The sequence below is a fragment of the Mycobacterium sp. IDUB_36 genome, assembly GCF_055419225.1.
Genome location: NZ_JBVAXH010000002.1, coordinates 985,909 through 1,010,047 on the forward strand (window position 1 = coordinate 985,909; position 24,139 = coordinate 1,010,047).

At 66.0% G+C, this 24,139-nt stretch carries 22 protein-coding genes; 11 read left to right on the top strand and 11 right to left on the bottom strand.

Annotated elements, in window-relative coordinates:
- Complete coding sequence (locus ACZYW1_RS22815; RefSeq protein WP_463788717.1) at positions 1–1,653, top strand: acyl-CoA synthetase; 1,653 nt, start codon at positions 1–3, stop codon at positions 1,651–1,653.
- Here ACZYW1_RS22815 and ACZYW1_RS22820 read toward each other — a convergent pair.
- On the bottom strand, positions 1,650–2,942 hold the full coding sequence (locus tag ACZYW1_RS22820; RefSeq protein ID WP_463788718.1) for a cytochrome P450: 1,293 nt from the start codon (positions 2,940–2,942) through the stop codon (positions 1,650–1,652). The two genes, ACZYW1_RS22815 and ACZYW1_RS22820, sit on opposite strands and share 4 nt — an antisense overlap.
- 87 nt (positions 2,943–3,029) lie before the next feature.
- Here ACZYW1_RS22820 and ACZYW1_RS22825 point away from each other — a divergent pair, with 87 nt between their 5' ends.
- The 5 genes from ACZYW1_RS22825 (at position 3,030) to ACZYW1_RS22845 (ending at position 8,600) form a co-directional block, all read left to right on the top strand.
- The gene (locus ACZYW1_RS22825; protein WP_463788719.1) at positions 3,030–4,091 is read left to right on the top strand and encodes an AraC family transcriptional regulator; all 1,062 of its coding nucleotides are present in this window, start codon (positions 3,030–3,032) and stop codon (positions 4,089–4,091) included.
- An 87-nt stretch (positions 4,092–4,178) separates the two neighbouring features.
- Positions 4,179–5,672, top strand: coding sequence for a flavin-containing monooxygenase (locus ACZYW1_RS22830; RefSeq protein WP_463788720.1), 1,494 nt, complete (start codon positions 4,179–4,181; stop codon positions 5,670–5,672).
- Positions 5,669–7,357, top strand: coding sequence for a GMC oxidoreductase (locus ACZYW1_RS22835; protein ID WP_463788721.1), 1,689 nt, complete (start codon positions 5,669–5,671; stop codon positions 7,355–7,357). Before ACZYW1_RS22830 ends, ACZYW1_RS22835 begins: the two co-directional genes overlap by 4 nt.
- A gap of 46 nt (positions 7,358–7,403) precedes the next feature.
- Positions 7,404–7,940 carry a hypothetical protein gene (locus ACZYW1_RS22840; protein WP_463788722.1) on the top strand — a complete coding sequence of 179 codons (537 nt, stop codon included), beginning with the start codon at positions 7,404–7,406 and terminating at the stop codon, positions 7,938–7,940.
- 186 nt (positions 7,941–8,126) lie between these two features.
- Positions 8,127–8,600 (top strand): diguanylate cyclase, encoded by a 474-nt coding sequence (locus ACZYW1_RS22845; protein WP_463788723.1) that lies wholly within the window; start codon positions 8,127–8,129, stop codon positions 8,598–8,600.
- 25 nt (positions 8,601–8,625) lie between these two features.
- Here ACZYW1_RS22845 and ACZYW1_RS22850 read toward each other — a convergent pair whose 3' ends face one another.
- Positions 8,626–9,810: a thiolase family protein gene (locus ACZYW1_RS22850; protein ID WP_463788724.1), complete on the bottom strand. Its 1,185-nt coding sequence runs from the start codon at positions 9,808–9,810 to the stop codon at positions 8,626–8,628.
- 92 nt (positions 9,811–9,902) lie between these two features.
- Between ACZYW1_RS22850 and ACZYW1_RS22855 the strand changes: the two genes are divergently transcribed.
- From ACZYW1_RS22855 to ACZYW1_RS22865, 3 genes are all read left to right on the top strand, one after another.
- The gene (locus ACZYW1_RS22855; protein ID WP_463788725.1) at positions 9,903–10,391 is read left to right on the top strand and encodes a winged helix-turn-helix transcriptional regulator; all 489 of its coding nucleotides are present in this window, start codon (positions 9,903–9,905) and stop codon (positions 10,389–10,391) included.
- 115 nt (positions 10,392–10,506) lie between these two features.
- Complete coding sequence (locus ACZYW1_RS22860; RefSeq protein ID WP_463788726.1) at positions 10,507–11,718, top strand: cytochrome P450; 1,212 nt, start codon at positions 10,507–10,509, stop codon at positions 11,716–11,718.
- Positions 11,719–11,738: 20 nt separating this feature from the next.
- A complete protein-coding gene (locus ACZYW1_RS22865) occupies positions 11,739–12,896 on the top strand; it encodes a thiolase family protein (protein WP_463788727.1) in 1,158 nt (385 codons plus the stop codon).
- A gap of 7 nt (positions 12,897–12,903) precedes the next feature.
- Here ACZYW1_RS22865 and ACZYW1_RS22870 read toward each other — a convergent pair whose 3' ends face one another.
- Genes ACZYW1_RS22870 through ACZYW1_RS22895 form a run of 6 tightly spaced genes read right to left on the bottom strand, consistent with a single transcriptional unit; the run spans position 12,904 to position 19,698 of the window.
- Entirely contained in the window at positions 12,904–14,094 is a 1,191-nt protein-coding gene (locus ACZYW1_RS22870) for an acyl-CoA dehydrogenase family protein (RefSeq protein WP_463788728.1), read from the bottom strand.
- 15 nt (positions 14,095–14,109) lie between these two features.
- Positions 14,110–15,147: an acyl-CoA dehydrogenase family protein gene (locus ACZYW1_RS22875; RefSeq protein WP_463788729.1), complete on the bottom strand. Its 1,038-nt coding sequence runs from the start codon at positions 15,145–15,147 to the stop codon at positions 14,110–14,112.
- 2 nt (positions 15,148–15,149) lie between these two features.
- On the bottom strand, positions 15,150–15,986 hold the full coding sequence (locus ACZYW1_RS22880; RefSeq protein ID WP_463788730.1) for an amidohydrolase family protein: 837 nt from the start codon (positions 15,984–15,986) through the stop codon (positions 15,150–15,152).
- Positions 15,983–17,608 carry an acyl-CoA synthetase gene (locus ACZYW1_RS22885; protein ID WP_463788731.1) on the bottom strand — a complete coding sequence of 542 codons (1,626 nt, stop codon included), beginning with the start codon at positions 17,606–17,608 and terminating at the stop codon, positions 15,983–15,985. The genes ACZYW1_RS22880 and ACZYW1_RS22885 overlap by 4 nt, the downstream gene beginning before the upstream one ends.
- Before the next feature lie 16 nt (positions 17,609–17,624).
- A complete protein-coding gene (locus tag ACZYW1_RS22890) occupies positions 17,625–18,827 on the bottom strand; it encodes an amidohydrolase family protein (protein WP_463788732.1) in 1,203 nt (400 codons plus the stop codon).
- Positions 18,808–19,698: an enoyl-CoA hydratase gene (locus ACZYW1_RS22895; protein WP_463788733.1), complete on the bottom strand. Its 891-nt coding sequence runs from the start codon at positions 19,696–19,698 to the stop codon at positions 18,808–18,810. The genes ACZYW1_RS22890 and ACZYW1_RS22895 overlap by 20 nt, the downstream gene beginning before the upstream one ends.
- Before the next feature lie 310 nt (positions 19,699–20,008).
- Here ACZYW1_RS22895 and ACZYW1_RS22900 point away from each other — a divergent pair, with 310 nt between their 5' ends.
- Positions 20,009–20,788 (top strand): TetR/AcrR family transcriptional regulator, encoded by a 780-nt coding sequence (locus tag ACZYW1_RS22900; protein ID WP_463788734.1) that lies wholly within the window; start codon positions 20,009–20,011, stop codon positions 20,786–20,788.
- 15 nt (positions 20,789–20,803) lie between these two features.
- On the opposite strand, the gene ACZYW1_RS22905 is transcribed toward ACZYW1_RS22900, so the two are convergent.
- The 3 genes from ACZYW1_RS22905 to ACZYW1_RS22915 are packed head-to-tail and all read right to left on the bottom strand — an operon-like array spanning position 20,804 to position 23,178.
- A complete protein-coding gene (locus ACZYW1_RS22905; protein ID WP_463788735.1) occupies positions 20,804–21,712 on the bottom strand; it encodes an enoyl-CoA hydratase/isomerase family protein in 909 nt (302 codons plus the stop codon).
- Positions 21,709–22,509 (bottom strand): FadR/GntR family transcriptional regulator, encoded by an 801-nt coding sequence (locus ACZYW1_RS22910; protein ID WP_463788736.1) that lies wholly within the window; start codon positions 22,507–22,509, stop codon positions 21,709–21,711. The genes ACZYW1_RS22905 and ACZYW1_RS22910 overlap by 4 nt, the downstream gene beginning before the upstream one ends.
- Positions 22,510–23,178 (bottom strand): hotdog family protein, encoded by a 669-nt coding sequence (locus tag ACZYW1_RS22915; protein ID WP_463788737.1) that lies wholly within the window; start codon positions 23,176–23,178, stop codon positions 22,510–22,512.
- A 120-nt stretch (positions 23,179–23,298) separates the two neighbouring features.
- Here ACZYW1_RS22915 and ACZYW1_RS22920 point away from each other — a divergent pair, with 120 nt between their 5' ends.
- Positions 23,299–24,117 (top strand): enoyl-CoA hydratase/isomerase family protein, encoded by an 819-nt coding sequence (locus tag ACZYW1_RS22920; RefSeq protein WP_463788738.1) that lies wholly within the window; start codon positions 23,299–23,301, stop codon positions 24,115–24,117.
- The last annotated feature ends 22 nt before the right edge of the window (positions 24,118–24,139 follow it).

Sequence of the window (24,139 nt, forward strand, 5' to 3'; positions counted from 1 at the left end):
ATGTCCGACAGCGCAGTCGAATTCACCGTTCCCGCCGTCACCGCGGCGGTCGCCGCGAGAATTCCAGACCGTGAACTGATCATTCAGGGTGACAAGCGGTACACCTATGCCCAGGTCATCGATCGGTCACGGCGGCTGGCGGCCTACCTGCACTCACAAGGGCTGGGGTGTCACACGGAGCGATCCACTCTCGACGGCCATGAGGTCGGCCAGGACCTCGTCGGCCTGTACGCCTACAACGGCAACGAGTTCGTCGAGTCGCTGCTCGGCGCGTTCGCCGCGCGGGTAGCCCCTTTCAACGTGAACTTCCGCTACGTCAAGAGCGAGCTGCAGTACCTGCTCGCCGACTCGGGTGCAACGGCGTTGATCTACCACTCCGCGTTCGCGCCCCGGGTCGCCGAGGTGCTACCGGATCTTCCGCAGCTACGGGTTCTGATCCAGATCGCCGACGACTCGGGTAACGAATTGCTCGACGGCGCGGTCGACTACGAGACGGCGATCAACTCGCAGTCCCCGGAGCCGGATGTCACGCACTCCCCCGACGACCTGTACGTGCTCTACACCGGCGGCACCACCGGGATGCCGAAGGGCGTGCTGTGGCGTCAGCACGACATCTTCATGACGTCGTTCGGCGGGCGGAATCTGATGACCGGTGAGCCCACCGACTCGGTCGACCAGATCGTCGCGCGCTTCGAGGGAAGCACTCCCACCAAGCTGATGATTCTGCCGCCGCTGATCCACGGCGCGGCGCAGTGGAGTGTGATGACCGCGATCACGACCGGCCAGACCGTCGTATTCCCTTCCGTCGTCGACCATTTGGACGCTGACGACGTGGTCCGCACGATCGAGCGGGAGAAGGTGATGACGGTGACCGTGGTGGGCGATGCGATGGCCCGCCCGCTGGTGGCCGCCATCGAGAAGGGCATCGCCGACGTGTCGTCGCTGGTGGTGGTGGCCAACGGCGGCGCGCTGCTGACGCCCTACATCAAACAGCGTCTGATCGAAGTGCTGCCCAACGCGATCGTCGTCGACGGCGTCGGCTCCTCGGAGACCGGCGCGCAGATGCACCACATGTCGACCTCGGGAACGGTGTCGACGGGCACCTTCAACGCCGGACCGGACACCCTCGTCGCCGCGGAAGGGCTTGCGTCACTGCTGCCGCCGGGCCATGACGGCATGGGCTGGCTGGCCCAACGCGGCTATGTGCCGCTCGGCTACAAGGGTGACGCCGCCAAGACGGCGGCGACGTTCCCGGTGATCGACGGCGTGCGCTACGCGGTTCCCGGCGACCGTGCCCGTCACCGAAACGACGGCCTGATCGAACTGCTGGGCCGGGACTCGGTGACGATCAACTCCGGCGGCGAGAAGATCTTCGTCGAAGAGGTCGAGACGGCGATCGCGTCGCATCCCGCGGTGACCGATGTGGTCGTCGCCGGCCGGCCCAGCGAGCGATGGGGCCAGGAGGTGGTCGCGGTGGTGGCCCTGGCCGACGGTGCAGCGGCCGCAGCCGATGAGTTGATCGACCATGCCGCACAGACTTTGGCGCGCTACAAGCTGCCGAAAGCGATCGTGTTCCGGGCCGCGATCGTGCGCAGTCCGGCCGGCAAGGCCGACTATCGGTGGGCCCGCGATCAGGCGGTGAGCGGGGTTTAGCGCAGCGTCACCGGTAGGTGCTTCAGGCCGTGCAGCCCGATGGTGTTGTTGTACGTCGGTCTGCCCGCCAGGCTCAGCTGTGGAAAGCGCTCGAACAGGGTTTGCAGGCCGATCTGTACTTCCATTCGCCCCAGTGCCGCGCCCAGGCAGGTATGCACGCCGGTGCCGAAGGTGAGGTGTTCGCGGGCGTTGGCGCGGGTGGTGTCGAACGCGTTCGGGTCGTCGAAGATCGCCGGGTCCCGGTTGGCCCCGCCGTACATGACGAATATCGCCTCACCCGCTCGGACCGAATACCCCTCGATGTCAACATCTTCGGCGGCGACCCGGGGCACGAATTGGACCGGGGTGTCGTAGCGCAGGACTTCCTCGACAGCTTTGGGCCATCCATCGGGGTCTGCGCGTAGCGAGGCGAGCTGCTCTGGATGACCGACGAGCGCTATCACCGCCTTGCCCAGAATGTGAGTCGTGGTGATGAACCCCGCCCCGAACAGCAGCGCCGCCAGCATCTTGAGCTCGACCTCGGTCAGATCGCTGTTGTGGATCACGTCGGACAGGATGCTGTCCTGGTCGCTGTTCCGCAGCCGCTCGATGTGCGCGCCGATATAGCCTTCGAAGCCCCTTAAGACACTCGTGCCCGACCGATAGTCGCGCCACGACGCGCCGACGCTGCCAAGCAAACTCGTGGCCGTCTCGGCGACTTCCAGTAGATAGGGCGTCTCGTGCCGGGGTATCGCCATCATGTCGGTGATCACCGCCATCGGGATCTGCGCGGCGTACTGCGCGACCAGGTCGCACTCCGTCGCGCCCGCCAGATCGTCGAGCAACCGGTTGGCGAGGTCGTGGATACCCGCGCGAAGTCGATCCAGCGCCCGCGGCGTGAAGGCGCGCGTCACCGGCTGGCGCAGTCGGGCATGCTCGGGTGGCTCGGTGACCAGCATCGAGGGTGGCTCGATCGGATTCAGCACACCGGGGTCGGTCCTGGCCAGGATCCATCGGCCGGCCCGAAACGGTGACCGGTCACTGGGTTTGGCAGTCCTGATCCGGTTGTCGCGCAGCACCGCACGCAGAATCTGCGCATCGGCGCTGACCCAGCCGGCTCCAGGTACCCGGGACATCCGTCCGCGGGCGCGGACCTGCTCGATCAGCGGATAGATGTCGTCGACCGGATGGGAATCGATCGTCAGCAGCTTGGCCATCGGATCGCCTTGGCGTGCCAGCAGATTCAGCATCGTGCGCGGCAACCCATAGCCTGTCGCCCAATGCGTCCAGTCCCGGACGGGCAGGTCCATGCGTACACACTCCGTGTCGATCGATCGCACCCGAGCCTAATGCGCTGCCGCCGCCCCCTTCGAGTTCGGTTGGCCATACTGAACTGCATGAAGGTGTTCGCGGGACAACAGGTGTCGCATTGGGATTTCCCGCGCAGCACGGTCAGCGTGGCATTGATGGCCGAGTTCGGCCGTGACAACGGACTTGTCGTCGCCGATGTGCTTAAAGACTCCGGACTGTCGGAGGCGGACCTTCGTGACCCCGACCGGATGATCGTCGGCCGCCAGGAGCTTGCCGTCGCCGGCAACCTGGTGGACTTGTTGGGGGACGCCGCGAATCTGGGTGTGCGGGTCGGCGGCGGCTACCACGTCGGATCGCTCGGAATCTTCGGCTTCGCCTGCCTGACCAGCTCCACCCTGGGCGACGCGGTCCGGTTCGCCGCCCGCTTCTACGAGCTCAGCTATGGTTTCTGCCTGCCGAGCGTGACGGTCGACGGACCGGTCGCGGCGCTGCGACTCGAGTTGCCGGACCTGTCCGGTCCGGTCGCGGAATTCCTGCTGCGACGCGATCTCGCGGCGATCGCCCGAGTGATGGCGGGCTTGCTGAGTGCCCCCGTCCCGTTCACCTCGATCGAGTTCACCTCGCCCGCGCCCCCGTCTGGCGATGCCGCGGCAACGGACATGTTCGGCGTGGCCCCGCAGTACGAGGCGCCGCTGAACGCGGCCAGGTTTCCGGCCGCCCTGCTGGACAACCGCCTGCCGCAGGCCAGCGAGATCACCGTCGCAACATGCAAGCAGCAATGCCAGGATCTGCTGGAAGGCCGCCGGCAGTTGACCGGTGTCGCCCGCCAGGTTCGCGACCGGCTTGCGTCGATAGACAACGAGCCGCACACCATCGCCGGTGTCGCCCGCCACCTGGCGATGAGCGAGCGAACGCTGCGCAGGCGGCTGGCCGAAGAACACACCAGCTTTCGCGACCTCGTCGAGGAGGTGCATCGGGTGCTGGCCGAGGAGCTCCTGGCGACCGGCGCGCTCTCGGTCGAGGACGTCGCCCTGCGTCTCGGCTATGCCGAAGCGACCAGCTTCATCGCCGCGTTCAAACGCTGGACGGGGACCACCCCGGCGCGCTATCAGCGGTCGGCGGCGCCCCGGGCCCGACTGGCGGTCTGACCGCGACCGGCCAGTTGGCCGGAATCATGGATTTTCCGACCGCAATCGTCTGCGGTTGCGCCGGATGGAGCTCCTAACGTGATCCTTATGACTACGACCTATCGCCGCCCACGGGCGCTGGTAATCGGAGCCGGATTCGGCGGTCTCGCCGCCGCCCACGAATTGTCCAGAGACGGCCTCGCGGACGTCACGGTGCTGGAGAAGGCCGACGAGATCGGCGGCGTGTGGCGAGAGAACACCTATCCCGGCGCAGCCTGCGACGTCCCGTCGAACCTGTACTCCTATTCCTTCGCCCGCAAGACCGACTGGGGTCGCCGCTACGCCGAGCAACCCGACATCCTCGGCTACATCCACGACACCGCCGACCGACTCGGGCTGCGCGAACTGGTTCGCACCGGTGTCGAGGCCGTCTCAGCCGAATACCACGACGCATCGGCCACCTGGCGGGTGCGGACGTCTCAGGGCGAGGTTCTCGAAGCCGACGTCGTGATCCCGGCCGTCGGCCAGCTGTCCCGGCCGGCACTCCCGGCGATACCCGGGCTCGATGCGTTCACCGGGCCCTCCTTCCATTCCGCCGACTGGCAGCACGACGTCGATCTGTCCGGCAAACGTGTCGCGGTGCTCGGTACCGGCGCTTCGGCGATTCAGTTCGTCCCCCGCATCCGTCGAATCGCAAAGCAGGTCACTGTCTTTCAGCGGTCGGCGCCATATGTGGTCCCGAAGCTGGATCGCGCCTACACCACCACGCACCATGCCGCGTTCCGCACGGTGCCGGGGTTCGCCGCCGCCATGCGCGAACTGATCTGGCACATCACCGAGTTCTTCAGCCTCGCGTTGACCAAGGCGGCCCCGCTGGCTCGGTTGGTGGGCTTCCTCGCGTCGGCAAACCTCAAGCGGCACATCAAAGATCCGGTGCTGCGGGCCAAGCTCACGCCCGACTATCCGATCGGCTGCAAGAGGGTGCTGTTCAGCAGCGACTGGTATGCGGCACTGGCCTGCGACAACGTCGACGTCGAGACCGAGACGATCGAAGAGGTGACGCCGACTGGTGTGCGGACCGCCGACGGCCGGGTACACGAGGCAGATGTCATCATCTACGGCACCGGTTTCAAAGCCACCGAATTCCTCGCGCCGATGAGGGTCTGCGGGCGCGGCGGACGCGATCTGCATTCCCAGTGGGCCGACGGTGCCCGCGCGCACCTCGGCATGGCCGTGCCGGGATTTCCGAACCTGTTCCTGATCTACGGCCCGAACACCAATCTCGGCAGCAGCTCGATCATCCTGATGATGGAGCAGCAGGCCCGCTACATCCGGCAGATCGTCGAGGAGATCGCCCGCGGTCGAGCCCACGCTTTCGAGGTCCGGGGCGACGTCGAGCAGGCCTACGACGATGACATCCAGTCGCGACTCGACCGCGGAGTGTGGAGCTCCTGCGATTCCTGGTACCGAGCCGCCTCCGGCCGCGTCACCACCAACTGGCCGGGCCTGGTCCACGAATACCAACGCCGCACGCGGACAACGGAGATCGCGGACTACCTGGAGATCAGCCCTACGCCGCTGGCCGAGGAGGTCGACGCATGACTCGATTCGATTATGACGTGTTGGTGATCGGCTCCGGCTTCGGCGGCAGTGTCACCGCGCTGCGGCTGAGCGAGAAAGGTTATCGGGTAGGCGTGCTCGAGGCAGGCCGCCGATTCCGCGATCACGACTTCGCCAAAAACTCATGGCACGTCAGGGATTACATCTTCAAGCCGGCCGTCGGCTGCTACGGGATCCAGCGGATCGACGTGCTGTCCGACGCGGTGGTGCTCAGCGGCGCGGGGGTGGGCGGCGGTTCGCTCGTCTACGCGAACACCCTCTACCAACCCGGCGACTCGTTCTACGCCGACCGGCGCTGGAGTGGCATCACCGATTGGAAAGACGAACTCCAGCCGTGGTACGAGCAGGCCAAGCGGATGCTCGGCGTCGAGACCTATCCGCGAATCACCCCGTCGGACAAGGTGATGCTGCAGATCGCCACCGACCTCGATGTCGCCGACACCTTTCACGCCACCCCGGTCGGGGTCTGCTTCACCGGCACCGACGGTGAACTCGCCGCGCCCGGAGCCGACGTGGGCGACCCCTACTTCGGCGGCGCCGGTCCCGATCGCCGGGCCTGCCGGCACTGCGGCGAATGCATGACCGGTTGCCGGCACAACGCCAAGAACACCCTGGTCAAGAACTACCTGTACCTGGCGGAGAAGCTCGGCGCGAAAGTCCACCCGCTGACCACGGTTGTCGATGTCCGCCCGCGTCCCGACGGCGGCTACGACGTGGTGACGCGTCGTACCGGCGGTAAGTTGCGGCGCCGCCGCCAGACGTTCACCGCGGAGCAGGTGGTGTTCTCGGCGGCCGCGCTGGGCAGCCAACGGCTGCTGCACCGGCTGCGGGACCGTGGCAGCCTGCCGCACATCTCGCCGCGGCTCGGCGAGCTGTCCCGCACCAACTCCGAGTCGATCCTGGCAGTGCGGGCGCGCCGCAACGACGTCGACTATTCCGAGGGCGTCGCGATCACATCGTCGATCCATCCCGACGAGCACACCCACGTCGAGCCGTGCCGGTACGGTCACGACTCCAACCTGATGGGACTGCTGGGCACCATCCTGGTCGACGGGTCGGATGACGGACGGCGCTGGCGCAGTGGAATCAAGGAGTTCGCGCGCCAACGGCGCGATCTGTGGCGACTGTTCAACCCGAGACATTGGTCGGAGCAGACCATCCCACTGCTCGTGATGCAGACTCACGACAATTCGCTGACGACATTCACCCGGCGAAAGTTTTTCAAGCGACGGCTGGTGTCGCGCCAGGGCATCGGCGAACCGAACCCCACCTGGATACCGGTCGGCCACGAGGTCGCCCGACGTGCCGCCGACCACCTCGACGGGATCGCCGGCGGCGGCTGGGCGGACATGATCGACATCCCGATGACGGGGCATTTCATCGGCGGCTGCGTCATCGGCGAGACCGCGGACACCGGCGTCGTGGACCCGTACCACCGGATGCACGGCCACCCCGGGCTGCATGTGATCGACGGCTCGACGATCACCGCGAATCTGGGGGTCAACCCGTCGCTCACGATTACGGCGCTCGCCGAGCGTGCCGCGTCGCTGTGGCCCAACAAGGGCGAGCCCGACCCGCGCCCAGCTCCAGGTTCGCCGTACGTCCGTGTCGCCCCGGTGCGGCCGATCCGCCCAGCCGTTCCAGCGGGTGCGCCGGCCGCCCTGTAGCTCTCGGGCCGAACCGAATCCGGGCCGTGGGTCTACCCTCGAAGGCATGTTCGCAGCGTTCGGATTCGAAACTCTCGGTGTCGTCGTCGGCGACATGTTCTTCGTCGACCCGACCCCCAACGAAGGCCAGGAGACTCCGGAACGGGGCGTCAGGCTGGAACTGCGTCTCGTCGACAAGGGCGAGCCGCGAGGGTCCATTTACGCCGGCGTCCCGATCTCGATCGAGCGTCCCGTGTGGCGGGTAGACCTGTTCGGATCCACCGAAAGTCCGCCCGGCACCCTGGACCGCGCGCACCACCACCCGCGGTTCACCGAGTGGGAGCCGGGCCGCCGCAACTTCGTTCCCGAGCTGTCGGCCGACCCGGTGTCCTGGCTGGCCGGGGAGCTCGCCGACCCCGATGCGGTGCTGATCCGCGCGGGCATCGATCCGGCTGACGTCAGCGCGGCCGACAAGGCCGGACTCGTGGCCGCGGCCCCGGATATCGTCGCCGCGGTCAAGCGCATGCTCGACGGTGTGAAGAGCGGCGAGCTGGCACCGGCTCCCGCCGAGCCCGTCGCCGCCGCACGCACCGGCTGGCTCTGAGCTCGATTCGCGGGGTGCGGCCGCCCAGGCAATCCCCGATATCCGATCAGATCGGGTAAGTTGTGAAGTTGCTGAAAAGTCAGCTGGCTCGGGAAGAGTTCCGCCGTGCGTCACAGCCGCGGAACCTGTGAGGGGCAACCGCCCCGAACCCGACATTCACGGCGATCGTCTGCCGCCAGGATCGTATTGACCACCTCACCTGATTTGCCCCAGCGCGAACGCGCGCAACCTCCCCGCCGGGCCGCCGCCCTCGACGGCACGCGGACGAACGACCCGGCCGGTCGTCTCCAGGAAATGCCCGCGTCGATGCTGCTGGACCGACTGGCCATCCCTATGCTCGCCGTCCGGCTCGATGGCGTCGTCTTCTACAGCAACCCCGCCCTCGCCGGCATGCTCGGACACCAGCTCGGCACCGTCAGGCTGATCGGGCAGCGACTGTCCGAGTTGCTCGCCGGACCCTCGGCGACTTCGGCGCCGGACTTCGTCACCGCCTTACGCAGCGCCGGAACGATGGTGGTCGACTGGCTGCACGCCGAGGGCTTTCCGGTTCGCTGTCTGATATCGGAGACGGCGTTCGTTCGCGCCACCGACGAGGTACTGCTGATCGGCGTCACGGACATCACCGAACTCGCGTGGAGCGTCAACACCGGACAGTGCTGACGCTCCCGCGGACGTTCTGGGCGAACTAGTCCAGCCGCTCGATGATGGTGGCGTTGGCCATGCCGCCGCCCTCACACATCGTCTGCAGCGCGTACCGGCCACCGCGTTGCTCCAGGGCATTGACCATCGTCGTCATGATGCGAGCGCCGCTGGCGCCCAACGGATGTCCGATGGCGATCGCACCGCCGTTGACGTTGGTCTTGGCCAGATCGGCCCCGGTGTCCTTGGCCCAGGCCAGCACTACCGGAGCGAAGGCCTCGTTGACCTCGAACAGGTCGATGTCGGACAGCTTCAGGCCCGCGCGTTGCAGCACCTTCTCGGTGGCCGGGATGACGCCGGTCAGCATGTAGAGCGGGTCCGAGCCCACCACGGTGGTGGTGTGAATCCGCGCCAGCGGGCGCAGACCGAGCCGCTTGGCAGCCGCCCCACTGGTGATCAGCACCGCGGCGCTGCCGTCGGACAGCGGCGACGAGTTTCCGGGCGTGATCTCCCAATTGATCTGCGGGAAGCGCTCTCCCACCGAAGGGTCGTAGAACGCCGGCTTCAGGCCGGCCAACGTCTCGACAGTGGTCCCGGGCCGGATGATCTCGTCGGTGCTCAGCCCGGCGATCGGGGCCAGCTCGTTGTCGAATAGCCCGTCTTTGGTTGCGCGGGCCGCCTTTTCGTGGCTGCCGGCGGAGAACTCGTCGAGGTCGGCCCGCGAGAATCCCCAGCGCGACGCGATGAGCTCGGCGCTGATCCCCTGTGGCACCAGACCTTCGGGGTAACGCTCCTTCAGGCCGTCGCCGAAGGGGTTGCTGCCGGGAAGCACCGAGCTACCCATCGGTACCCGGCTCATGGATTCCACCCCCCCGGCGACGACGATGTCGTACGCACCGGCGAGGACACCCTGCGCGGCGAAGCTGATCGCCTGCTGGCTGCTGCCGCACTGCCGGTCGATCGTCGTGCCCGGCACCGACTCCGGGAAGCCCGCACCCAGCAGCGAATTGCGCGCGATGTTGACGGCCTGATCGCCCACCTGGGTCACCGCACCGGCAATGACATCGTCGATCTGTTCCGGGTCGATGCCCGTGCGAGCCACCAGCTCACGCAGACTGTGCGCCAAGAGGTCAGCGGGCAGAACGCCGTGCAGTGCACCGTTTGCCTTTCCCTTGCCGACGGGCGTGCGCACCGCTCCCACGATGACGGCGTCGCGATCCTGGTATGTCATGGCTCCTCCTCGAGTCCACTGCTAGGTTCACCCAGCTATACCCAGGTGTAACACCTAGGTATACTGGGAGCAACCCAGAAGTAAGGTGATCTATGACACTCCTGCAGGGCGTGCTCGCCGACCGCGACGCCTGGACGGCGGTCGGCCAGTGCTCGATCGAGAAGACCATGTCCGCACTCGGCACCAAGTCCGCGATGCTGATCATGCGCGAGGCCTACTACGGCACCACCCGGTTCGACGACTTCGCCCAACGCGTCGGAATCACCAAAGCCGCGGCCGCGGCGCGGTTGTCGGAACTGGTCGAACTCGGACTGCTGACCCGGCGGCCCTACCGCGAGCCGGGGCAACGCACCCGCGACGAATACATCCTCACCGAGTCCGGCACCGACTTCATGCCGGTGGTCTGGGCCATGTTCGAGTGGGGTCAACGACATCTGCCGGGTCGCAACCGGTTACGGCTCACCCATCTCGGCTGTGGCGCCGATGCAACCGTCGAGATCCGCTGCACCGAAGGCCATCCGGTGCCGTTGGATGAGCTCGGCGTGGAACTGATCAAACGCAGTCGCGCCCGCGAATCCTGAGTGCACGCCGACCGGCGACTTCCGGCGCGGACCGGCCCCACGTACGCTACTGTAAGAATTACAGTACGATCATGCGGCAGGACGCCGATCCGCCCGACGAAGCCGGAGCGCAGCTGTGGAAGGTCATACTCGAACCGTCGCCCTGGGTGACGACAAACCGGCCGGCTTCATCCGCGACCCCTATCCGTACTTCGCCCAGAAACGCGACGGCGCAGGCGTGTTCCACGGCACCGTTGTCGACTATTCGAAAACCCCCGAATCGCTGCGACCGAAGAACTCGTTTGCCGCCGTGTCCTTCGAGGCGGTCAACGCCGCCTTCCGTGACGCCCACACCTTCAGCTCGAGGTACTACGACAACACCATCGGATTGTTCATCGGCCCGTCCATCCTGGCCATGGCCGGCAAGCCGCACCGCGAACATCGCAATCTGGTGTCCGCGGCGTTCAAGTCCAGAGCGCTCACCCGGTGGGAACCCGAGATCGTGCGGCCGATCTGCGACGCGCTGATCGACGAGTTCATCGACGCCGGACAGGCGGACCTGGTCCGCGATTTCACTTTCGAATTCCCGACCCGGGTGATCGCCACGTTGCTGGGCCTGCCCGCCGAAGACTTGCCGACTTTTCGCGAGCGCGCGGTGCAACTTATCAACTACACGATCAAGTACGAGCGCGCATTCGAGGCCTCCGCCGCACTGAAGGACTACTTCCTGGCTCAGATCGAACAGCGCCGGGCCACACCGACCGAGGACATCATCGGCGCTCTGGTCACAGCGGAGATCGACGGCGAACGGCTCAGCGACGAAGCGATCTACTCTTTTCTCCGGCTGCTGCTACCCGCCGGGCTGGAGACCACCTACCGCTCGTCGGGCAACTTGTTGTTCATGCTACTGACCCATCCCGAACAGTTCGCCGCGGCGCAGGCCGATCGTGGGCTGATCGGCCCGGCAATCGAAGAAGGGTTGCGCTTCGAGACGCCGCTGACCACGGTGCAGAGATTCACCACCGAAGACACTGTGCTGCAAGGAGTTGCGATTCCCGCGGGATCGGCGGTCGATCTGTGCATCGGCTCGGCCAACCGGGACGAACAGCGTTGGCGCCATGCCGAAGATTTCGACATCGCGCGTGAACAGGTGCCGCACATCTCGTTCGCCGCCGGCGAACACACCTGCCTGGGCCTGCACCTGGCCCGGATGGAGACCCGGGTCGCGCTGGAGTGTCTGCTGGACCGGGTGACCGATCTCCGGCTCGTCACCGAGGATGATCCGCACATCTACGGCCAGCCGTTCCGCTCGCCGTCCGCACTTCCGGTGACTTTCACCAAGAACTGAATGCCGATGGGAGCCAACGCATGAGCCGCAGCACCAGTGATGTCGCGATCATCGGCGTCGGCCTTCATCCTTTCGGCCGCTTCGAGGGCAAGTCCGCCATGCAGATGGCCGCCGACGCCATCGGACTCGCGCTGGCCGACGCCGGCATCGAGTGGAACGACGTCCAATTCGCGGTCGGCGGAAGCTGGACGGTGGCCAACCCGGACGCGATTGTCGGCATGGTCGGGTTGACCGGAATTCCGTTCACCGATGTGTTCAATGCCTGCGCCACCGCGGCCAGCGCAACCAAACTGTGCGCCGACGGCATTCGGCTGGGTGACTACGACATCGGCATCGCCGTCGGAATGGACAAGCATCCGCGTGGAGCCTTCACCGAAGATCCTGCCCTGGTGGGCATGCCGCGTTGGTACGCGCAGAACGGCCAGTACCTGACCACTCAATATTTCGGCATGAAGGCGAACAGGTACCTGCACGACCACGGCATCTCGACCGAAACGCTGGCGAAAGTGGCGGCGAAGAACTTTCGCAACGGCGCCCGCAACCCCAACGCTTTTCGGCGCAAGCCGATCTCCGAAGAGGCCATCCTGGCCTCGCCCGTCCTGAACTACCCGTTGACCCAGTACATGTTCTGCGCTCCCGACGAGGGCGCCGCTGCGGTGGTGATGTGCCGGGCGGACATCGCACACCGGTTCACCGCCAAACCCGTCTATGTGCGGGCAGTCGAAGTCCGCACCCGTCGGTACGGCGCCTACGAGGTGAACACCACCTACGCGCCGGTCGAGGAGGACGCCTCGCCCACGGTGTACGCCGCGCGAGCCGCATTCGAGAAGGCGGGTGTCGCCCCGCACGACGTCGATGTGATCCAGTTGCAGGACACCGATGCCGGTGCCGAGATCATCCACATGGCCGAGGCCGGCTTCTGTGCCGACGGCGAGCAGGAGAAGCTGCTGTCCGAGGGGGCCACCGAGATCAGCGGCACGATGCCGGTCAACACCGATGGTGGCCTGATCGCCAACGGCGAGCCGATCGGGGCGTCGGGTCTGCGTCAGATGCACGAACTGGTGCGGCAATTGCGCGGCGAGGCCGGCGACCGCCAAGTCCCGGGAACACCACGAGTCGGGTTCGCCCAGGTGTACGGTGCGCCTGGGACCGCGGCCGCGACCATCTTGACGACCTGAACCGGCCTCACGAAACCTTCTTCGGCGCAGAGTAATTCGGCTTGCCCAGGCCCAGCATGTACTGCGCGATCATGTTGCGGAACACCTCGAGCGTGCCGCCGTAGATCCCCACCAGCGGCGCGAATCGGTACACGTACTCCGATGCTCCGTCGTCGGCGGCACCGTCTGTTCCGTACGGCAGCGTCGATGCCGTACCGAGCAGATCCATCAGTTCCGGGGAGACGTCACGCATGGTCTGGGCGATCGCCACCCGACCGAAGATGCCGGGCGCGCTGAGGGCGGCCTCGATGCGCGCGGCGCTGCGGCCCAACCGGTAGGCCACCGACTCGTCGTCCACCAGCCGTTGCCCATCCGGTTTCGGCTGTGCCGCCTTGGCGGCGGCAGCGTCAACCGCGTGCGTCATGAAGCTGGCCTGGTGCATCATGATCGACACATCCTGCAGCCCGTCCGGGGCGGCGGCCACCGCGCCGTGCTCGGTGTTGAGCGGCTCGCGCAGCACCGTCCAGCCCGCATTGACCTCACCGAGTCGATACTTGTCGTCGACGCGCACGTCGCTGTAGTAGACGATGTTGGTGCGGTCACCGTCGACCGTCCGGATACCCTGGATGTCGATACCCGGCGAATCCAGCGGCACCAGAAACATGGTCAGGCTCTTGTGCTTTGGCGCGTCCGGGTCGGTGTTGGTGATGAGGAAGACGTACTGGCACTTGTGCGCCCCGGTGGTGAACATCTTGGCGCCGTTGACCACCCAACTGTCACCGTCCCGGACGGCACGGGTCTTACACGTCGCGATATCCGATCCACCCTCGGGTTCGGTGTAGCCCAGGCACAGCCGCGCTTCGCCGCTGAAGACTCTCGGCATGACCTCGGCCTGCAACTCGGGGGACCCGAACTTCGCGACCGAATGCGCGACCATGGCGGTGGTCCCCCAGGTCACCCAGGGTACGTGTGCCCGGCGCTTCTCCAATTCCCAGATGCGCCGCCGGACGCGGGAGAAGCCGCCGTCGGCCGCGCCCTTCCACTCCCCCGCCAGGTAGCCCGCGGCGCCCAGCGCCAGATGGACGTCCTCGTCGAAGTTGTCCCCGGTCTCGCGGTCGCGCCGCCGGACGTCGTCGGTCACATGCGTGGTCAAGAAGCCGCGGGCTTCGTCGAGAAAAGCCCGATCCTCGTCGGCGAGGACTACTCGTGAAAAATCCACCGAACTCCCTCTTCCTCAACGGCTTTCGCGGGCGGCGACCAGTTCGCCGATGTACTTGGCGCTGGCGCCGGGGTCGCCGCCGGCCAGTGCCCAACCTCGCGCGCGCACCAGATATGCGGTCGCAGCGGCCTCCGCGGACACCCCGAGACCACCCTGAACGTGGACCGCCATGGTCGCGGCCTTCGACGCCTCCTCGGCCATGAACACAAACGCCGACGCCGCCAGTTCGGGCCGCTCGTCGGGTTCGTTGTCCAGGAACCATGCGGCGCGGCGCGCCAGATTGCGGCCGCCCTGCACGGTGATCGCGATGTTCGCCAGTGGGTGCGAGATGCCCTGCAACGTCGAGATCGGCACGCCCAGGGTGTAGCGCGTCTTGGCGAACTCCGCCGCGATGGTCATCGTCTCCTCCACCAGGCCGGTCAGGGCGGCCGCCATCAGCACTCGCCACTCATCCAGCGCGCGTTGGTATTCCGCTGTAGCCGCCGATCCGCCGGCCAAGACGACACGGGCGTCGGCGGTGGCCGGATCAACCCAGGCCATCGGGAGCCGGCCGATGTTGTCCACCCGGGCCGGGCGGGTGTCGAAACTGAGCCGCACCACGTCGTCACCATCGCGAAGGACGATGTGATCGGCGATCGATCCGGTCGGGATCAGCCGGGTCCCGCGCACATTGTCGTGTTGCGCATCGAAGGCCGCGAGTTGCCGGCCGCTGACGACCTCGGACTCCACCGAGCCCAGCCTGGCGAGCAGTCGTGCGGTGCAGACATGGTCGATCCACGGCACAGGTGCCAGCGAACGGCCGATCTCCTCGGCGACCAACGTCAGGTCCACCAGCGTCGCGCCGTCACCACCGACTGCTTCGGGCAGCGCCATCGTGGTGGCCCCCATCCCGCACAGTCGCTCCCAGAGGCTCTTGTCGAAGCCGGATTCCTCGGCTGCGCGGACTGTCTCGATCGGGCAGTGGGTCTTGAAGAAGTCCCGATATGCCGCTTGCAGCGCTTGATGATCGCCGCTGAGGCTGTAGTCGAGTCGGCGGAGTTCATAACGATCCATGGTCAGTGCTCCTCGCGGCCATCGAAGAAAAATTTCTGGGCGTTGTTGTAGAGATAGTTCTCCAGCACTTCGGCGGGCAGGTCCAACGCGCGCGCTTCCGGGATGACGCGACGCATGGTGAGCACCGGCCAGTCCGAGGCGTAGATCACCTTGTCCGTTCCGCGGGTTCGCATGTAGTGCAACAGGCTTTCCGGCAGCCGCTTCGGCGACCATGCCGACGTCATCAGGCGCAGGTTCGCGTATTTGATCAACAATCGAATGGCAATGTCCCACCACGGATCCGCGCCGTGGATCATGCACAGCTTCAGCTCGGGGAACCGTACGCAAACCCGATCCAGATGAATGGGATTCTGCGCCTCCCCGGGTATGGGCGGCCCGGGGATGCCGGTGTTGACGCACAACGGCAGACCGATCTCGGCGCACTTGGTGTACAGCGGGTAGTAGACGGCGTCGCTCGGTGGATACATGCCGTCACCCCAGAAGCTCGGCCCGACAACGGCGTAGGCGACCGGCAGATCGTTCACCACCGCGCTGAGTTCGCGCAGTGACGGCATGGGACGCAGCAGGTTGACGCCACCCATGGCCAGCGCGAACCGTTCGGGCTTGGCCTCGACGATTTTTCGAGCGGTGACCGACGGCTTCGCGAGGTTGTCCATCAGGATCGCCTTGCCCACACCCTGGGCGTCCATTTCGTCGAGGAGGGCGGACAGGTCCACCGGTGCGAACATCGCGTCCGGGCCCTTGAAATAGTCGTCGCGCACCTTGACCATCCACGTCGGCTGCATCTCGGTTTCACCGAAATGCACGTTGACGAGACAATCGATCACCCGGTCGTTCATGTCGACATCGGCGCCTTCTCTGTCGCTTGCCTTTTCGCCCAGCGGTAGTCGGCCTTGCCGTTACCGAGGCGGTGGACCTCGCCGACGATGATGAACTCCTTGGGCACTTTGAACCCGGCCAACTCGGCCGCGCAGTGCTCCCGCAGCGGTCCGTCGACGTCGCCGGTGCCGTCTTTCAGTTGGACCACGGCCACCAATTCCTCACCCCACCGTTCGCTGGCGCGACCGACTACCAGCGCATCGGCGACGTCGGGGTGCGCGCGCAGGACTTCTTCGACCTCCTCGACGAACACTTTCTCCCCGCCGGTGTTGACCACCAATGCGTCGCGTCCGTAAAGCCGCAGCGTCCCGTCCGCCTCGAGCGCTGCGCGGTCACCCGATATCACCACCCGCTTCCCGTCGACCACCGGAAACGTCCGGCGGGTGGCGTCGGCATCGTCGAAATAACCCAGGGGTATTCGTCCTTGCCGTGCGGCCCAGCCGATCTCGTGCTCGCCCGGAGTCAGGAAACGGCAGTAATCCTCGGAGAGAACAAGCCCGCCTTCGCGCAGCGTGAAGGTGTCGGATCGGGTGTCACCGTGGCTGTGCCCGAACCCCATGTTCCCGGTTTCCGAAGACCCGTACCCGTTGATCAGGGTGAGTTGCGGCAGCATCTCCAGCAGCGCCCGCTGATGCTTGAGATTGGTTGCCGCGCCGCCGGTTCCGATCGCAGCCAGGGACGACACGTCGTACCGGCCGCGGCGCAGTTCGGCGACCAGTGGAGCTGCGTAGGCATCGCCCACCATCGTCATCATGGAGACTTTTTCACGTTCCGCGATCCGCCAGACCAACTGCGGGTCGAATTTCTTGCTGGTGTCATACAGCACGACGGTCAGGCCGGTCATGATCGCCGAGAACGCCGTCCACATCCCGGCGGCATGCATCAGCGGCGACACGGCGAACCACGGCGGCCCGCCATGACGGCTGACCTTGTCTCGGATCTCCTGAGCACTAACGTGATCCGCGCCCACCATCGACGAGACGTAGATGTCGGACTGGCGCCAGAGCACACCCTTGGGATGACCGGTGGTGCCACCGGTACAGATCATCAGCAGGTCGTCGGGCGAGGGGACGATGTCGTGGTCGATGTCTCCCTGGGACAGAGCGTCGTCCAGTGACACCGAGCCGGCCAGGTCCGGTCCCTCGCTGCCGTCGTCCACCGACAGCAGCAGACGGGCGCTGTCGGGCGGCAGCACGTCGGCGAACTTCGCGCCGAGGGATCTGTGATAGACGACTGCGCGGGGTTGCACGTAGTCGAGTAGTTTCTGGACCTCACGCGGCGTGTAGTGGTAGTTGACGTTCACCGGAACCGTGCGGGCCTTCAGGCATCCGACGACCATGTCGGCGTACAGGTCGTTGTGCATGATCAGCGCTACGCGGTCCTGCCCGCATTCCCAGTTCTGCAGCGTGGACCGCTCCGCATGAGCGCCGAAACCGTTGGCCGCCAAGTAGTTGGCCAACCGCCGGGTGCGGTCGGCCGCGTCGGCGAACGTCCTGCGATGCTCACCGCAGACGGTGAAAGCCCGGTCGGGAACGACCTCGGCGATCACGTCGAGGACTTGACCGATGGTCCACTCGCTCATGACTTCGTGCGACCGATCACGCCGCCGAGCCCACCTTGGCGTCCAGCAGATCCAGGGCGTTGTCGCGCATCACCTTTCGGACATCGGCATCGCTGAAGCCGACGAGTTCCTTGGTGAACGACACCGGGTTCTCCAGGCCCTCGCCGTGCGGCCAGTCCGATCCGAACAGGATCTTGTCGACGCCGATCACGCCGGCCAGGTCGGGAAGATCGTCCTCGTAGTAGGGCGCGATCCAGACGTTGTGGCGCAGTTGTTCGACCGGATCTTCCGGGAACAGTTTCGGATGGTTGTTGGCCACCTTCTTCAGCCGCTTGATCAACCGGTAGACGAAATAGGACCCGTTCTCGATGCTGACGGCCTTCAGCGCCGGATGGCGGGTGAATACACCGTGGGCGATCATCGAGGCCATCGTGTCGTGGATCGCCCGGTCGTCGACCAGGATCTGGTCCAGCGGGTTCGACCCGCCGAAAGCCTCGAAAGTCGACTTGCCACCCCACATTCCGGCGATCTGGAGGTAGCCGGAATCGCTGAGGTGGAAGCCCACCGGCACCCCCGCCTCGGCCAGCGCGGCCCATACCGGGTCGTGCGCGGGATCGCCCAACGAGCGCGCCCGGACGATGCCGGGCACCGGCGCCGGACGCACCAGGACCAGCTTGGCGCCGCGGGCCAGCACGAACTCCACTTCCTCCAGTGCTCCGGCGGGATCGGCGAGCGAGATGATCGGCGCGGCGATGATCCGGTGGTCGGGGCGGTCGAAGCCCCAGTCCTCGTCCAGCCACAGGTTGAACGCGTGTACCGACGCCATCGTCGCTTCCACGTCATGCTTGAGCGCCTCTTCGACCCCGCACGCGAATGTCGGCAGCATGAAGGCGGTTTCGATGCCCTGGGTCTCCATCACCGTGATGCGGGCCTCGCGGTCCTGGTACTCCGGATGCTGCTCGAGTCGCTCGACCTTCAGCAGCGACGCGGGGTCCACTCCGTCGGGAATCTCGCCGCGGAAGAGCAGGTCCAGGCAGCCGGGCACGATGATCGGGTCGAAGGTCGGATTCGGGATGAAACGATTCACCCGGTCGCCGATGACGGCCTGAGAGTGCTTGCCGTCCTTGAAGATCTGCACGCCGCGCCTGCGGAATCTCTTGTCCAGATGCCGGGTGAACGCATCCAGCGGTTCGTAGTAGTGGTTGTCGACGTCGATCGCTTTATAACCCAGGGTCCCCATGGTCATCCTTTCCGGTACCGCTCGATTCGTCGGAGGCAACGAGGCCGGGAAAACTCGGTGCTCGCTTTTCCAGGAAGCTGGTGATGCCTTCGATCACATCGGGCCGCGTCAGTGATTGCTGCAAAAGCACTTCGGATCGCGCGCTCGAGTCGGCGACGTCACGCATAGCGTCCCCGTAGGCCTGTCGCTTGATGATGGCCATCGATGCCGGGGAACAGTTTTGGGCGATGTCCTCGGCGTAGGCCATCGCCCGGGCCATCAGCTGATCGGGTGATACGACTTCTTTGACCAATCCGAGCTCGGCTGCCTCTTCGGCAAGGAAGGTGCGGCCGCTCAGCAACAGATCAAGTGCCACGCCCCAACCGGTCAGGCGCGGCAGGATCCACGAGACGCCGTACTCGGCGATCAGTCCGCGGCGGGCGAACGAGGCCGCGAATTTCGCCCCGGCGGCGGCGAATCGGACGTCGCACATCAGCGCCTGGGTGAGGCCGATCCCGACGCACGATCCGTTGATCGCGGCGATGACCGGTGTGTTCAGCGTGGTGAGATGGTGCGGTTGCCGGTCGCCGATCAGGCTGGCCAGCTTGTCTCCGTCGGTCTTCTCGAGCGACTCGGTGACGTTTCCCATCGAACCCAGCTGAGCGCCGGCGCAGAATGCCTTGCCGCGACCGGTCAGCACGATCACCCGCACCGCCGGGTCGCGTTCGGCGCGGTCCAATCCCGCATAGAACGCCGTCGCGATGTCCCCGCCCCAGGTGTTGAGCCGGTCAGGTCGGTTCAGTGTCATCACGGCGACACCGGTCGGGGTGACCTCGTAGACCACGGCCTCGTCCTGACCAGGGTCAGCGACGCGGTCTTCGGTGGTGCTCATCGACCGTCCTCCCATGAGACAAGCCGGCGATTCCGCTGCAGCTTGTACGCATACTGTATACCTATCAGTAGTGCATTCCACAACAGTCGGCCAACGGTGTTCGGCGGTGTTCGGGCCACGCCGGCTCAGTGGGGGCCGAGGGTCTTCGGCGGGTCGACCGGTCGCGCCAAAACCGCTACCACCGAACTCATTTGGCGCGCCTGCGCCGATCGAGGCGGGCGGCGGCCAGTTGACGGCTTGCCGCCAGGCGTATTTAAAACCCTACGATAGGTACTACAGTAATCAGCTTAAGGTGAGGGAGGTGCCCGCAATGGCCAAGCAAGCGACCGCCGAGAAGCGGCAGCGGCGTGAACGCGGGTCGATCAATCCCGACGACATCATCAAAGGTGCGTTCGAACTCGCGGAGCAGGTGTCGATCGACAATCTGAGCATGCCACTGCTCGGCAAGCACCTCGGTGTCGGCGTCACGAGCATCTACTGGTATTTCCGCAAGAAAGACGACTTGCTCAATGCGATGACAGACCGGGCGTTGCGCAAGTACGTGTTCGCGACCCCGTATGTAGAGGCCACGGACTGGCGCGAGACCCTGCGCAACCACGCCCGCGCGATGCGGAAAGCCTTCATGGGCAACCCCATTCTGTGCGACCTGATTCTGATCAGGTCAGCGCTCAGTCCCAGGGCGGCCCGCGTCGGAGTTCAAGAGATCGAAAAGGCGATCGCGGGACTGGTCGAAGCGGGGCTGTCGCCGGAGCAGGCCTTCGACACTTACTCGGCGATGTCGGTACACGTCCGGGGATCGGTCGTGCTGCACCGACTGAACGAAAAGAACGCGGCGAGCGAAAACGGTGGCCGGACAATCGAGGACTCGATGATCATCGATCCGGAGGTGACTCCGCTGCTCGCCCGGATGACCGCCAAGGGCCATCACATCGGCGCGCCCGACGACAACAATTTCGAATACGGCCTCGACTGCATCCTCGACAACGCCAGCAGGCTGATCGAGCAACAACCCAAGCCAGCTGCGCGACAACGCAAGTCGACACCGACCCGGGCCCGCAAGGCGGCCCCGGCCGGGCGCGCCAAGAGCTGACCCAGCCTGTACCACTCAGCCTTGCGGCGGCTCCGGTACCTCGAAATGCTCGTCCCGGAGTCGGAATGCCTCCCTGGTTCCGTGCTGAGCCCTGGTCTTGACGAAGTTGAACTCCCCCGGTGCGAATTGCAGATTCGTGCCGAACGCGTGGAAGAGATAGCTCGCGACTTCCTCACCCTGATAGGCCTGACTCTGCTCGACCAGCCGGAATGCCTCCTTGGCGATGACGACACCGTCGGCCGGCATCTTGGCGGCCTTCTCGGCCCAGTATCGGGCCCGCGCCGCAACGTGCTGGGCTTCGCAGGTCTCGGTGAAGACGCCCAGGTGCTCCACCGTCTCGGCCTCGACGATGTCGCCGGTCAGCAGCAGGCGCCTGGTCAGCACCGGGCCCAGCCGGTGGAAGAACATGTGCAGGCTGCCCAGCGCCGGGCCCAGGAAGCGGGTGGCCGGCATGCCGATCTTGGTATTTCGCGCGATGACGGAAATGTCTGTCATCAACGCGATTTCGAATCCACCGCCGAGGGCGTAGCCGCTGATCTCCCCCACGGTGACCTTCGGGAAACCCATCAGGTTGTGGTAGAAGCCGAACGACTTGCGGTCGACCGTGAGTCGGCGGCGCTGGCTGGGCCGGCTCTTCGCCGGTCGAGACTCGCCGGCTGCTGGTGTCGAATCCCGTTCCCCGTACCAGCCGTAGGCGTTGTTCATGTCCGCGCCGGCACTGAACACTCCGCCGGCTCCCCGCAGCAGCACCACGGTGAGGTCGTCGTCGTCGGCCACCCGGTCCAGGCAGCGCGCGACGGCATCCCGCATCGCCGCGTCATAGGAGTTGCGCCGCTGCGGATTGTTCAACGTTATTGTGGCGATTCGCTTTTCCGGCTCGATCTCGAACAGGACGCGTTCGTCACCGCTGTCTGAGGCAGTCATGCACCCGACCCTTTCTTGTCCATGCCCAGGTCGAGGTTCGACACCAGCTTCGCCTCGATGGTCTGTCCGGTGCCGAATGCGAGCGTATTGCGGCGAGCCGCGGCGAGGTGGTCCTGCGCCAACCGGACTGCCCTGGCGGCATTGCCGTCGCGGATGGCGTCGAGCAACCGCTGATGGTCGCGTAGCGCCGCCCGCCGGGTCTTGTCCACCATCGGCGCCGGCTCACCATGGCCATTCCAGACCGCCGACTCGTGCGCCGACCAGATCAGCTCCAGGGATCCGATCAGCAGGATCATCGGCTCGTTCCCACACCGGGACACCAATGTCTCGTGGAACCGGCGGGCATTCGGCACATACTGCGACAGGTCGTCGAATTGCGCTGTCTGAATGCCTATTTCGCTCTCCAGATAGGGCACGACTTCGGTCATGCGGTCCGCACGCGCAGCACACATCCCGGCACAGATCGGTTCGAGATGCATCAGCGCCTCGCTGACGTCGACCGGAGTCGCGGCCCGGGTCTGCAACACCATGCTGATCATGTGCGCCGTCCGCTCGGCAGTCGGATGGTGCACCAGAGCCCCTCCGACGTTGCCCCGGCGAACCGAGATCAGTCCGTCGGTCTCCAGGAGATGGATCGCCTCCCGCAGGGCCGGCGGGCTGACGCCGAACTCGGCGAAAAGTGCCTCCTGCGATGGCAGTACGTCGCCTTCCTTCAGCCGCCCGGACAGAATGTCGTCCCTCAACTTCGAGGCGACGAGTTCGGCCACCCGCGGTTGGCGAAATCGTTGGACGACCATTCAGACCTGCTCGACTCGCCGCTTGCCGAGTCGATGCCCGGTGAGCTTCTCCGGCGGCAGTGCCAGCGTGGTGACCGCACCGCGGCACAGCACCTCTTCACCGAGTAGCAGGCGGGCCGTCGAGGCGATGCCGCGCTGCTCCTGCGTGCGGGTGATGTCGAATCGAAGCTCGGTCAGCACCGGTGTCGGTCGCCGGAAGGTGACCTCGAGTGACCGGGTTTTTCCGGCGAGTCCGGTGACACAGTTCTGGTGTTGAATGACGCTGTCGAAGAACACCGCGAGAAATCCGCCGTGGACCAGGCCGGGCGGGCCTTCGTAGACCAACGGGAAAGTCACCGTCCCCGAGGCGGTCTCGTCGTCGAGGCGATCGAAGCGGTACTCCGGAAAGCACGGGTTGAACGATCCGATGTCTGTCGCGTGATCCAGGTAGACCCGCGAGACCCCGGCCTCGTCAGCTCCGACCCGCGGTGCATTGTCGGGCGGAATCACCGCGCTCAACTCGGCCTCCCACTCCCCGATCCGGGCGACGATCGCGTCCACGGTGGGGTGCGGATGTTCGATCGACAGCAGCAGGTTGCCCAGTCGGCGGATCGCACCGGCCGCCGCGATGGTCTGAGCCAGCGGCGCCTCGCCGAATCGGACGCCCGCCCCTGACTGGTGTTCGCCCATCCGACCTCTTCCCGACGGTTGTGTTCCGCGCGGCGGCTTTCCTTGCTAAGTTATACAGCGCAGCAATTGTAGCGCCTACTGTAGAGGTATCCGTATCGACAGGGAAGGGCAGATCCTTCGGTGAGCCAGGACGCGGACCCCGCAGCGATCGACGGCTCGCTCAGCTCGAGTCGTGACGGCGCCATACTGCGTCTCACCATCGATCGGCCGTCACGCCGTAATTCGTTGACCCCGAGCATGATCGCGGCATTCGTCGACGCGCTGACCGATGCTGCCACGGACGATTCGCTGCGGGCGGTCCACCTTCGCGGCGCGGGTGACGACTTCTGCTCGGGGGTCGACTGGGTGGCCACCGGCAGCAGCGAGCACCGACCACGGACCGGTGACCTGCTACGGCGCGTACCGCACGGCGCGAACCGGGTGATCGAGCTCGTGCACAGCATCCAGTTGCCGGTGGTCTGCAGTGTCCGGGGTTTCGCCGCCGGCCTGGGCTGCAACCTGGCGCTGGCAGCCGACTTCACCGTGGCCGCCGACGACGCGGTGTTCTGGGAGCCGTTCGCGGCGAGGGGATTCAGCCCGGATTCGGGGTCGAGCTGGCTGCTGCCGCGGCTGGTCGGCATCGCGCGCGCCAAGCGGATGCTGTTGCTCGGAGACAAAATCGGCGCCACCGATGCCGCCGCCTGGGGACTGATCCATCAGGCTGTGGCGCCGGCCGACCTGGACCGGACGACCGATGATCTGCTGGCGCGCCTGGCGGACGGGCCTACGGTGGCTCTTGGCCTGGCCAAGCAGGCCATCCACTACGGCCAGCACGCATCGCTGAGCGATTCGATGACGCAGGAGCTGTTCGACGTCGAACTGTCCTGCCGAACAGCCGATTTCAAAGAGGGACTCGCGGCTTTCCGTGAGCAGCGCGCGCCGCGTTTCCGCGGGCGTTGACGGCGTGCCGGACCGAAGGAGT